Source organism: Metabacillus sp. B2-18 (assembly GCF_021117275.1).
GTDB lineage: Bacteria > Bacillota > Bacilli > Bacillales > Bacillaceae > Metabacillus.
Genome location: NZ_CP088245.1, coordinates 2990020 through 3002117 on the forward strand (window position 1 = coordinate 2990020; position 12098 = coordinate 3002117).

Here is a 12098-nt window from a genome sequence, read left to right on the forward strand (position 1 = left end):
TCTATTCATAAACAACACGTACTGTTTTACCTTGTGGTCTTGGAAGTTTATCAACGAACTCAAGTTTAAATGGAATTCCAGATGCAAACTCCAATTTACTTTCTAATGAATCTGCTAGATGATTTGATGCTTCAACACCTTCAGCAAGTTCGCATCTTACGTGGATTGCTTCATTATCTTCTTCTTTTGCTAAAACAAATTCAAACCAGTTACCAATTTCAGGTTCACGCATTAAGAACTCTTCTAAATAAAATGGTGAAAGTGATGTTCCGTTATATTTGATTTGATCAACAACTCTTCCTCGTAAATAGAACTTAGGCATCGTAACACCACAAGAACATGTTTCAGACTCAATATAGCCTATGTCTCCAGTTCGGAAGCGCAAAATTGGTGTATCATAACGAAGAGCACTTGTTACGACAATTTCACCAATCTCCCCTTCATCAAGTGATTCACCTGTTTTCGGATCCACAATCTCAACAATTGCATGTGCTTGAGCTAAATGATAGCCGTCATGACTGTCGCACTCAATACCTAACACTCCACATTCAAGGCTGCCATAAAAGAAATTAGCTGTAGCTCCCCAAAGCTCTTCAAGACGCTCACGGAATGCAGGTGAACATCCTTCACCTGTGATCCATAATTTCTTTAATTGCAAGCTCTTCAAGTCAAATTGTTGTTCTTCCGCTTCTTCTGCAAGCAACATTGCCCATGAAGGCGTTGTAATAACAACATTAGGCTGTAAATCTTTTATCATTTTCAATGTTTTCTTAGGTGTTGAATAAGCTCCACCTTTACCAGCAGGGATAACCGTTGCTTCACAACCTTCCATAAATGTTTTATGAAAAGCTAAACCTGCTGCACTCATTTCATATGGCAAGGCATTTAAGCAAACATCGCCAGGATCTACTTCAAAAAGCTTTGGATAGCGTGGAGCAAGATCATGTAAATAATAATCATTCCACGTATACATCATATAAATCTCTTCTCCACCCGTTGTACCAGTAGAAACCTGAACAAGTGCAATATCTTTTTTATCTACCGTTAATAAAATATAGGGTTTGCCGCGCAGTTCATCTTTCGTTAAGAAAGGTAACTTACTTAAATCACTTACTGATTTAATATCATTCGGCTTCATATTCACTTCATCTAACTTTTGTCTGTAAAACTCATTTTTTTCATATGCGTTTTTAACAATATGCTTTAACGATTCTAAATGATAAGAGTCAATCTGTTGCTGTGACATTTGATCAGGATGAGTGGTGCCATTGAAAAATCGCTTAATCGTTAAAGGCATTCTTACCTTTTTGATTTTTTTCTCAAATAATGAGCTCATTCTTCTTCACCTACCTGATGTGCAATTCGACGAGCATACTCTGAATGAGGATCTTCTTTCATAAGAGTTTTCCAAGTTTTCATTGCTTTGTCTATGAAACTAGTTTTTTTGTATAAATGCCCTAAATCATACAACAGTTTTAAATACTGCTCTTTTGTAATTGGAGCATTTTCGCGATTGTTTTCATATGCTGATTTAACCGATTTAAAATCTTTAGCTGCCTTGTCGCTAGTATGGAAAAATCCTTCCGGTAAACACATATAAATACAGCCTCGCAAATATTTTAATTCTGGGTCATCAGATTTAATGCAAGATTTTAATAGTTTTAAGCCTTTAATTGTTTCACCAAACATTTCTTGTGGATCACTTGCAAATTTGCCCTTTAACGCAACAGATGCTGCATAATAGGTTTTAGCAATTTCACAATCCGGAAAAGCATCTTTTGCTTTTTCCCATGCTTCTAAGCTTTGTTTAGCTGCAGCCTTACTACCTTTTGCACCTAAGTGATGCATTTCTTTTGCTGCTTCATATAGCTTTTCTTTTGTTACAGTAGAAAGGGTCCGAAGATCAATTTCCTTATAAGAGTGAATGTTTAATTTCTCTTGAACTCTCTCTTTTATATCTTTAGAAGGTCTGAGCTTTAATAGCTTATTCCATGTCTCATGTGCAGCATCAAGCATATCTAGCTTTTCATATGCAAAACCTAGATCAAATAGTAGTTGATGATGTGTGTCTGCTCCCGCTTCTTTAAGATAATCTTCAGCTTTTAATAATGTTTCTATATCACTTACAGCGATCGCAGCTCTTCTAAAGAAAAGTTCCGGTAAACGCAAGCAGTGCCTCGAACGAATTGCACGTAACTCATGCAAAGACGGATGTTCATTGATTAAGCTATCCATTGCCTTCATAGACTTAATAGCTGAACCGAACATTTCGTACGTGTTAATAGAATCACGACCTTGCATAGACTGAAGGTCAATATAAATCATCTCTACCTCTGGTGAAGGATTGGTTAACACAAAAACATCAAAGAAATTAAGAGCTTCTTTCACATCATCAGCATCACCATATAATGCTTTTTTATAATATTCCATTGCTTCATCAGTGAGCCCTTCATTAGAAACTTCATAATTATTGTCCACCGGTTTAGCTTTATCTTCAGCTTCATTAAAATGTCCACCATGTTTAAGTGCTTTTAATTTTTCCTGGTAATTTGTAGCTTTTTCTAGTTGATTTGTTCGTTTACATGCTTCAACTAAGTTCTTTAATACTTCTGTATACTCAGCTTCCGATAGAATAGATGAGTTCCCTTCAAATGCAGTTACCAAGTATGAAAAATCCTCAATTGCAGTAGATGTTCGTTGAAAATATAATTCAGGTAGACGATAGCACACATTTCCTCTTAAAAATCTTGCTAGAACAAGATCAGGAGAAGTTTCAACTACTTCGTCTAGTTGTTTTAAACCTTCTAATGCATATTTCATTTTGTCTGTTACACTATTTGCATCTCTTGCTAGTAGAGTTGTGGCACTTCCATAGTAAGCTTTTATTTCCAAATTTTTCGGCTGCTTTTTAGATAACTCTTTTAGTGATGAATAAGCTTTCTTTACAGCTAGTTTATTGCCCTTAATACCTGCATCATGATCCTTAATAGCTTCTTCTAAAGGTGACTGAGATTGGACAGGGTTTTTACTAGTTTTATTTGACAAATCTTCTTCTTTTTTTATTTTTGTTGGAACATGATTAGAAGTAGTTTGTTCTTTCACTTGCTGATTCCTTGTTTTAGTAGTTGCTGCTTCCATATTGTTTAATTGTGGCTGGGTATACTGAGCAACTTTTTTATTGATTACTTTTTTTGCTTTATTCATAAAAGGGTTTGTTTTCATTAATGATTCCAACAAATCTTCTCTTTTTCTGAAACTCAAGTTTATTCACTCCCTGTTTTCCTTGCCTGTTCAACAAGTTTTTTATATTTTCCGCTATTTATTTTTAGTAGTTTCTCCCAAGTATTCTCGGCATTTTTAGAATCACCGATTGTTTGATATGAACTACCTAGATTTAATAGAAACTCACAGTATTGGTCTTTTGAAATATCAGTTTTCTTTTTTTCATAATCACTAATTAAAAACTGAAAATCTTCAATAGCAGTTTTTGTTCGTTTAAAATACATTTCGGGCAATCGATAAGCAACGTTTGCTCGAAGCATTCTTATTTCTGTGTGATTTGGTTCTGCCTTTACTGCCTTATCGAGAGCTTTTAATCCTCTTTTTGCTAAGTTCATTTTTTCAATTAAATCAGGGTGATCTCTTGCTATTAGGGCAGATGAACTCCCAAAATATGCTTCAACAATGCTATAATTCATAGCTTGAAGCTTTATTTTTTTCAAAATATCATAAGCTTTTTTTGCTGCTTGTTGATCTCCATCGATTGCCTTTTGGTGAAGTTTAACTGCCTCTTCAAAGTCTTTTTCCCAATCACCTTTTTGATAAGTCAATCCTTCCACCTCCTTTTAACCAATACATGTTCGTAAATCTATCTCACTCAATCTTCTTGAGTACATTTACAACTTATGTGAGTGATAAAGTATGGTGATAGACATTAATGGAAAAGAAGATATTTGATGATAGAGTCCACAATGTAAGCGATATCATTTAACTAATTCTTGATTTTCTTATTGTTGTATAGACTATTAAACCTATTTAAAGAAGAATTTTAAAAATGTGCTTTATGAGCTTAAGTATTCTCATAAGAGGTCAATTAAAGAAAAGGCTAATCCTATTAGAACAAAGAACAAAATTCTATATCGCACAAAATATAAATCATTTATGCAAATTTAAACATAAAAAACCATCAGATTTTATCTGACAGTTAAAAAAGAACGATAAAGCTAGTTTATTGGAGATGACTAGGAGGTGTTGGGCTGTGTTTACCTTTTGTTATTTCAGTAAATAAAGTCGTATTCTGTGTTGATGGTTGATTTTGCTGCATATTAAGGTCTAATGGAATGACCCCCATTGATTGCTTTATTTGCTGAATTTCCTGTAAGATCATATTTATATCTTCTTTTGTTGCTGGCTTTTTATTCTCTTTTAATTCAAAACCAATTTGACCATTTGGTTCTAATGTTGCATATTTAATATCTTCCATCTTATTAACATTTGATTGTCTTAGCTTCATTTCCAGTAAGTCAACTGAAAGACGAAGCTTTTTTAATTGGCCTTCTTGCAGCTTTCCATCTTTAATTAAGATTTTGGCTTTTCCTGAAATGAACTTTTCAAGCTTATCAGATTTTATTTGAGTAAATTCCACTACTACAAGCGTTAGGACAAGGGTTAAACCAACCACTAATGTTGTCCATACATTTTTTCCAACTAACGGTTGAACAAGTAAAGATCCAATTCCAATCATAATCACTACTTGAGCTAATGTCATTTGCGAGATTGACTTTCTTCCTGCTATTCTTAAGAGGATTGTCCCACCAATCACAATAATGACGCTTTTCCAAATCAAATCCAAATCCATGGTTAATAAAACCACCTTTATCATTAGTTACTATTATTTTTTGTAAATTCCCTTATTTTATGCTTTTTAGGAAAGAAAGGATAGAAATGAATGACAAACAGATTCAAATTTATTGATTCAATTCGAGGCCTTGCATTGTTTGGAATACTTCTCGTTAATATGAAGAGCTTTCAATCTCCAGAGTTCATCGATACGATGTTTAGCAAAACTTCTTATAAAGATGATTTTGATCAAGGACTTTATTACTTTTTGCAATTGTTTATTCAAATGAAATTTTACCCCATTTTTTCCTTTTTATTTGGATTGAGTTTTTATCTTTTTATGATTAAATCAACTCTTTCCAACTTTGTTTCAAGAACACTTTTTCTATTTTTGATCGGAATAATTCACCTTATCTTTATTTGGTATGGTGACATTTTACATGTTTACGCGATAACAAGTGTGTTTCTCCTATTCTTCCATAAGCTTTCGAGCAAAAAGGTTGCAATGTGGAGTATAAGCTTATTATTTGCTTACCATTTATTTCTTTTCGCGTCTATATTTGTTTCTGCTTCTACGATTCCAACAGCGAGCCAAAGTAAAATCGCATTAGAGTATATTCAAATGTATAAGGAAGCTCCTTATTTTGAGTGGGTATTGTTTCGCTTTAACATTGAAGTATTGCCGATACTTCAACAGCTACCAATTGTCATGATTCCTGTATTAGGTTGGTTTTTATTAGGTTTGTTCGCAGGGAAAGAGAAGCTATACGAGAGAACCCATAGAAATATAGTTCGTATAAATAAGTGGTGGAAAATTAGTTTATTTTTAAGCTTGATTACAGTATGTTTGAATGGACTAGCTATACTCACAAACTTAGATGACGACAGTATTACCTATTTTCTTACTAGCTTGAGTGGTCTTTTTCTTGCTGTTTTTTATATCACGGCGATCTATTTGCTTAGTAGTCGGACTATTTTCAAGAAGATTCTTTCTCCCTTCCAATATGTTGGGAGAATGTCACTGACCAATTATTTAGCTCAATCCATAATGGTCATTTCCTTTTTTCGTTTTTTTCACATGTATAACACCCTAACTCTTACTGAAGGGTTGTTAATCAGTTTAGCTCTCTTTGTCATACAGCTTGGAATTAGTTATATATGGTTATCTTACTTCTACTATGGTCCATTAGAATGGATTTGGCGCAGCTTTACTTATCAAAAAATAAGTCCTTTTTTCATTAACAAAGAATCACACAAGTTAAAAATCCAAAAATAATTTCCAAATTGTATAACAGCGAATAAAACAGGTAAAAATAAAATGTTGATAAATTTTTAGGAGGTTATACAATTGGATATGAATCGAGTAAAACAAATCTTATCTTCATCTGCTGATATTAAAGTTATGTATAATGGTAGTTCTGTTTGGATTGATGAATTGCATGAAGAGCAAGGAATGGTTACTTGTCATTTAAGAGGACCACTTGAAGAACGTTCACAGGTAAGTGTTGCAGAACTAAAAGAAGTAGAGTAATACGAAGGTTATTAAATAAAGCTAATCAGGCTTGAAATAAGGTAATAACATAGGAATTTGTTAACATTTATACATATTGTTAGAAAAAATGTGTATAATGTACTTAGTACTAAATCTCCTTACTAAAGGATGTGTTGATATGAGATTTCAACAACAAGTTGAAAAACCACCAGAGGTAAGCTTAAAAATTTGGACTTGTGGTTCAGAAGATTGTAATGGTTGGATGCGTGATAATTTTAAATCAAACGAAGAGCCTGATTGTCCTCTTTGTGGACACGCAATGATTGAAGGAGAACGCACATTACCTGTTCTAGAGAATTTTTCCGCTGTAAGCCACAAAAAGGAATAATTTCATACACAACAGTAATACTGTTCAAAATAAAATTCCATGTATTCACATGGAATTTTATTTTTATTTATTTCAGGCCGAATCATGCAATATGTAGTGCATTGTTTTTTAGGAAGGTTTTCCACAGTGAAAATTGTGAGAAAACAATGAAGGTAACTGAGGTGTAAAATGTCTTGGATTGATGAGCAACTTATGAAGCATATTTTTGTATACAGTAAAGATCCATTCGATCCTGTTATTGTAAATAACATACCGAACGGATGGAAACTAATTGGTAAAGGTAATTTTGCAGCTGTATTTACTCATCCTTCTTTAGACGGAAAAGTAGTAAAGGTTTATGCTGAAAACCGTGAAGGGATTACAGAAGAAATCATGGTTTATAAAAATCTTGGAGAACACAATGCATATTCAAGATTATATGAGTATGGAGAAAGATATCTAGTTCTTAAAAAATTAGAAGGAATTACGCTTTACCAAGCCTTTAATACAGGAACATTTATACCAAAAACTGTAATTGAAGATGTAGACAAAGCCATACATTTTGCTAAATCAAAAGGGTTAAATCCTACTGATATACATGGAAAGAATATTACAATGAAAGATGGTAAAGGATATATAGTTGATGTATCCGACTTTCTAAAAACCTATTCCTGCCCAAAGTGGAAGCACTTTAAAAGGGGTTACTATTTAATCTATCTACCATTATTTAAAAACATTCGTATCCCTTTCCCTCATTGGCTACTAGAAAGAATTCGCAAAAGCTATCAATTTTACTTACTAGTAACCGGCTTTAGAAGAAAACAAGAATTATATAGTAATAAAAATAGATCTAGCTAATAGTAACCATCTCTGGGGTTAATTATAATCATCCATAAGAAAGGCACGCTGTTAATGGTTCTGCGTGCCCTTTTGTTATTCTTCTCCCTTTGCTTTTTTATTCGTTGCAATAACAGCCTGTTGAACAAGTTGAGTAAACTGACCATTTTGTAACACCTTGATCCCTTCTGCTGTCGCACCTCCGGGTGTTGTTACTTGTTCCCTTAGTTCCCGCGCAGAAAGATTTCCTTTAAGCATCTCTGCAGATCCAATTACCATTTCGTTTACTAATTTCTCAGCCACTTCAGATGATACCCCCATCTTTTCAGTAAACTCTATTAGTGTTTCAACGAAAAGATAAACAAAAGCCGGTGCACTCCCAGTAACGGCAGTTAAATCATGAATTTGTTGTTCAGTGCAATATTGTGATGCTCCAATGGAATTTACTAGCATTTCCATTTGTTTCTTATGTTTATCTTTAACAAACTTTCCATATGTATAAAGTGAAATGGAATGACCAATTGTAGCTGCCGTATTTGGCATTATCCATCCAACAGGAGTGTTAGTTGGAAGGTTATCCTCTAAGTAGGCAGGTCCAATTCCTGCTGCTACTGTTACAATAAACTGATTGGTTATGTAAGGACTTATTCTCTTAAGAATATCTTTATGTTCACCTGGCGGCATCGCCAATACAATAACATCTACTCTTTTAATAAACTTTTCAATTTCATGTATTGCATTAGCTTTATACTTTTTAGCTAATTCAGTAAGTCTCTCTGGATTTGATCTGTTCGAAACATAGATATGACTTATTTGTTCATCGCTTTTTTGGTATAACCCAGATATGATTGCCTCTGCCATTCTACCTGCACCAATAAATAGTATCGAATTTCTCATCCTGTACCTCTTTCTTCTCATATTTCCTATTACGATATGTTATTTTTGGAAATTATTCAAATCAAACTGTTAATTCTAAAAGGTCACGACAATATTATATTCGTACTTATATGAATTTTTACAAATAAAAAGAGACGCCTATAAAGACGTCTCCTGCGTATTGAGGCGAAAAACTGCACGCCACATCGTGCATTTAGCCTTCCGGCATGTTTTTCGACTTACACAATTCAGCTCATCGCTAGATAAATATAACATAATGCTAGCAATAAGAAAAGAGGAAAATTTAAGAAGATGGTATACCCGAAATTTTCTTTATTTAATCACAATATAAAAAAGTTAGTAGAATTCTACTAAATTAACTAGTAACATGCATTTTATGTTTAATACATCTTTTGTGTAATAGAATACTATAACATTTTAAAGGAGGAAGTTAGTATATGAAACCTTATATTGAAGAATTCCAAAATGAAGACAAGCTGGAGCAAGCTGTAAATAATCTTAAAAATAAAGGTGTACAAGCTAATGACCTTTATGTGTTAACACATGATGACGAACGAACAGAAAGAATTTCTGATAAAGCAGAAACAAATGTGATTGGTATTGAGGAAACAGGTTTAAATCAAGCTGTTGAAAACTTTTTTAGTAAAAAAGGTGACGAACTCCGAAATCAATTATATGAAATAGGGTTTTCAGAAGATGAAGCACAAACATATGAAGAAAAACTTGATGAAGGAAAAGCTTTATTAATTGTAACAAATGCTGAACAATATCATTTAGTATAATGTAAATGAAAGGGAGCTCTAGAATATTAGAGCTCCCTTTCCCCTTTCATTACCCACATTACTTTCAATCTACCCTCACATACCGATTATCTTGAAACTTTTTGTACAAATTAGACAAGTTCTCCTTTCTAAAGTCATATAGTTAAATTGAGACATGCTTAGGGGGGATATGATGCGGTTTATTTTTATTCGCAAGAGCTGGTTGTTTTTTCTTTTTGTCGCAATTGTCATGGGTAGCTTGTATTACTTCTCGAATGATGTTGTGCCAACATTTCAAAATAGCGCTGAAAAAGATACGAACATTGTTATAAACATGGTAACCGGAGAATTCTCGACAACAACATCAGATGGTAAGAAAATTGAAGCTTATCGTTGGGATCCAGGTACAATTGTTATTCCACAAGATAAAGATGTTACATTAAGTATTATTGGTGTGAACGGTGAGGAACATCCTTTTTATATAGAAGGTACTGATATTAAAGGTACTGTTAAAAAAGGAGAGGAGACAGTTATTCCACTTCATTTCAAGGAAGAAGGAACTTATCGTCTTATTTGTGATACACACTCTCATGATGGTCAACAAGTTCCAATGATTGGATACATTGTTGTAGATTAAACACTTTATCAATCCTTAGCCAAAAATAGGCATTAATACCTAGTTTATTTATTTAGACAAGCGGGTATTAGATATCTATCAAAGAAGAAAGGCAAGGGTGAGTAGTTTTGAAGATTGTCATCTATAAAGAGGAATTATATGAAATATTTTATACATACACCAGTGGATACGTAGAGCTTAAGAAACTCGAATCTGAGATTGATGATATCATACTAGTCCACCATTCCGAGGTATCAACGCTTGAATCTAGTGCATAAACTGAATTTTGTTCAAGTTAATCATAAGAGGAAAAGAACATTTTTTTCCGTTTTCTGTATAAAAAAAGCAAAGCAAATTATGCTTTGCTTTTTGTTTATTTTGTTATCTTACTTAGATCGCTCATAAGAATCTAATAAATATTGAACGAGCTTCTCATCTTTTGATAAATGAACAGAATAAGTTCTTTTAACAAAGCGCTCTGCTTCTTCATAGCTTGAGAATTGATTTGAAAGTAATTTATGATTTTTTTCTATATTCCATACAGCTTCTTTATTTTTGTAAAGCAAGAATTTATCCTTTTCAGCATTTTCAAAATGCGAACAATGATTTTTCAAGTTCATTTTATTGTGAATGAAATCTGTGCGTAATGGCTTTATTGAAAAAGGTTTTTCAATAAATTCTTTATAAGCATCGATTGTTAAGGAACACCCAGCTGCTTTTGCATGTCCACCACCACCATATCTTGAGGCAATCTCAGAAACATCAGTATGATCATGTATTGTTCGAAAACTAATCTTTTTATTACCCATATTTAATATCGAAATACAATCAAGATGTGGATGTTCCTTTCCTAATTCATTTCCTAATTCAGAATGATAAGATTCAGCATGAACAATCCCTATACATACATCACCTAAAAACGATTGCACTAACTCTCTTTTTTTACGCCTTATGTAACGGTCTGTTTTCTTTTCTTCGATATCGAGAATTTTCTCTTCAAACTCACTAAATGTAAAATGATCAAATGTTAACAACCTATCTAACATGCTTGCTTCAAACTCTTCTATTGATTGCATATATAGAAGATCATTTAACCTTTTAGCTTGAATATTCTCATTCTTTTCCCATTCCCATGTATCATATTGACGTACTAGTTCAACATACTCATCCAAGATTGGATGAGACGATATAATGTTGTTCTCAACTAAGTAGGAATAAAGCAGTGATGTAGCAGAAGCCAGCTTTCCTTCTTTTTCTTCTACCTTCACGATCCCCCACTCATACTGATTACAATGAAGAGCTGTTTTATGATGATCAATTAATCTTATCTGCCCCCCATTTTTATAAAACTTTTCTAACTTTGCCTCATTTTCTTTATTAACAGATAAATCAGTTATGTATACTTCCTTATCTAAGTCCTGCTGATCAAGCAATTGTTCAACATGATAATCTAGACTATTAACAGAATGATAATGTACCTCAACATTTTCTTTGAACGCAAATTTTGCTAGAATGCCACAACTTACACCATCTAAATCATTATGTGATAATAATATCTTTTGCATAAATCCACCTTCTACCTCAACATGTTTAAATTCTTTCAATATATGTCAGTATTTGTTTTAATGATTGATCTATTCAATCTATTTTATATTTTTACCTATTTTTAAAACAAAAAGAGGATACAATGAACCTGATTGGCCCAATGTTTCCTCTTTTTTTATTCACATACTCTTTTACCGAGAATAACTAAATCTCGTTCTACCCCATCCATGTTTGCAATCCTCGGTAAGTGTGCCCATCTTTCAAAATTGTAGTTTTCAAAAAGCTTAATACTAGGTGAATTGTGACCAAATACAAATGCTAGTAACGTTTTTAATCCCAGCTCGGGACATTGAGCTATAGCCCGTTCCATTAAAACACGAGCGTAGCCTTTTCCGTGAGCGGAAGGATCAAGATAAATACTTACTTCTGCTGTTGCATCATAAGCCGGTCTCCCATAAAAAGATTGAAAGCTTAGCCAGCCAACTATAGTGCCACCCTCTTCTAACACCCATAATGGTCGTTGGTGTGCGTTATGTTCATGAAACCACTTTAATCTGCTCTCTACAGTCACCTCTTGTAAATCAGCTGTTGCAAGCTGCCCTGGAATAGAGCTGTTATATATTTCAACGATCTTTGGGAGATCATCCAGATTTGCATCTCTTATTCTAAGATTCTGTTCACTCATATCTGTCTTTCCTTTCGTCATATAACATTTCTTCTTATTATAGAATAAAAATAGACAGA

The 12098-nt window shown here is 33.3% G+C and carries 13 protein-coding genes; 6 read left to right on the forward strand and 7 right to left on the reverse strand.

What is annotated here, in order from left to right; all coding sequences use genetic code 11:
- Window position 1: 1 nt before the first annotated feature.
- The 4 genes from LPC09_RS15075 to LPC09_RS15090 form a co-directional block, all read right to left on the reverse strand.
- A complete protein-coding gene (locus LPC09_RS15075) occupies window positions 2-1336 on the reverse strand; it encodes a phenylacetate--CoA ligase family protein (protein WP_098799312.1) in 1335 nt (444 codons plus the stop codon).
- Window positions 1333-3261 carry a hypothetical protein gene (locus LPC09_RS15080; protein WP_231307688.1) on the reverse strand — a complete coding sequence of 643 codons (1929 nt, stop codon included), beginning with the start codon at window positions 3259-3261 and terminating at the stop codon, window positions 1333-1335. The genes LPC09_RS15075 and LPC09_RS15080 overlap by 4 nt, the downstream gene beginning before the upstream one ends.
- Before the next feature lie 2 nt (window positions 3262-3263).
- Window positions 3264-3830: a tetratricopeptide repeat protein gene (locus LPC09_RS15085; RefSeq protein ID WP_231307689.1), complete on the reverse strand. Its 567-nt coding sequence runs from the start codon at window positions 3828-3830 to the stop codon at window positions 3264-3266.
- A gap of 398 nt (window positions 3831-4228) precedes the next feature.
- Complete coding sequence (locus LPC09_RS15090; protein WP_098799309.1) at window positions 4229-4858, reverse strand: DUF421 domain-containing protein; 630 nt, start codon at window positions 4856-4858, stop codon at window positions 4229-4231.
- 90 nt (window positions 4859-4948) lie between these two features.
- Between LPC09_RS15090 and LPC09_RS15095 the strand changes: the two genes are divergently transcribed.
- The 4 genes from LPC09_RS15095 to LPC09_RS15110 all read left to right on the forward strand — a co-directional run bounded on the left by LPC09_RS15095 (window position 4949) and on the right by LPC09_RS15110 (window position 7556).
- Window positions 4949-6115 carry a DUF418 domain-containing protein gene (locus LPC09_RS15095; RefSeq protein ID WP_231307690.1) on the forward strand — a complete coding sequence of 389 codons (1167 nt, stop codon included), beginning with the start codon at window positions 4949-4951 and terminating at the stop codon, window positions 6113-6115.
- A gap of 72 nt (window positions 6116-6187) precedes the next feature.
- Window positions 6188-6370, forward strand: coding sequence for an H-type small acid-soluble spore protein (locus tag LPC09_RS15100; protein ID WP_098799307.1), 183 nt, complete (start codon window positions 6188-6190; stop codon window positions 6368-6370).
- A gap of 139 nt (window positions 6371-6509) precedes the next feature.
- Window positions 6510-6719, forward strand: coding sequence for a cold-inducible protein YdjO-related protein (locus LPC09_RS15105; RefSeq protein WP_098799306.1), 210 nt, complete (start codon window positions 6510-6512; stop codon window positions 6717-6719).
- A gap of 168 nt (window positions 6720-6887) precedes the next feature.
- Entirely contained in the window at window positions 6888-7556 is a 669-nt protein-coding gene (locus tag LPC09_RS15110; RefSeq protein WP_231307691.1) for a serine/threonine protein kinase, read from the forward strand.
- Window positions 7557-7631: 75 nt separating this feature from the next.
- Here LPC09_RS15110 and proC read toward each other — a convergent pair whose 3' ends face one another.
- The gene (proC, locus tag LPC09_RS15115; RefSeq protein WP_231307692.1) at window positions 7632-8432 is read right to left on the reverse strand and encodes a pyrroline-5-carboxylate reductase; all 801 of its coding nucleotides are present in this window, start codon (window positions 8430-8432) and stop codon (window positions 7632-7634) included.
- A gap of 437 nt (window positions 8433-8869) precedes the next feature.
- Here proC and LPC09_RS15120 point away from each other — a divergent pair, with 437 nt between their 5' ends.
- Both LPC09_RS15120 and LPC09_RS15125 read left to right on the forward strand, forming a co-directional pair.
- On the forward strand, window positions 8870-9214 hold the full coding sequence (locus LPC09_RS15120) for a YflT domain-containing protein (protein ID WP_231307693.1): 345 nt from the start codon (window positions 8870-8872) through the stop codon (window positions 9212-9214).
- 172 nt (window positions 9215-9386) lie between these two features.
- Window positions 9387-9830: a cupredoxin domain-containing protein gene (locus LPC09_RS15125; protein ID WP_231307694.1), complete on the forward strand. Its 444-nt coding sequence runs from the start codon at window positions 9387-9389 to the stop codon at window positions 9828-9830.
- Between the two features lie 365 nt (window positions 9831-10195).
- Here the strand turns inward: LPC09_RS15125 and LPC09_RS15130 are convergent, their stop codons facing one another.
- Both LPC09_RS15130 and LPC09_RS15135 read right to left on the reverse strand, forming a co-directional pair.
- Window positions 10196-11374 carry a DHH family phosphoesterase gene (locus tag LPC09_RS15130; protein WP_231307695.1) on the reverse strand — a complete coding sequence of 393 codons (1179 nt, stop codon included), beginning with the start codon at window positions 11372-11374 and terminating at the stop codon, window positions 10196-10198.
- 155 nt (window positions 11375-11529) lie between these two features.
- Complete coding sequence (locus tag LPC09_RS15135) at window positions 11530-12060, reverse strand: GNAT family N-acetyltransferase (RefSeq protein WP_231307696.1); 531 nt, start codon at window positions 12058-12060, stop codon at window positions 11530-11532.
- Between the last annotated feature and the right edge of the window lie 38 nt (window positions 12061-12098).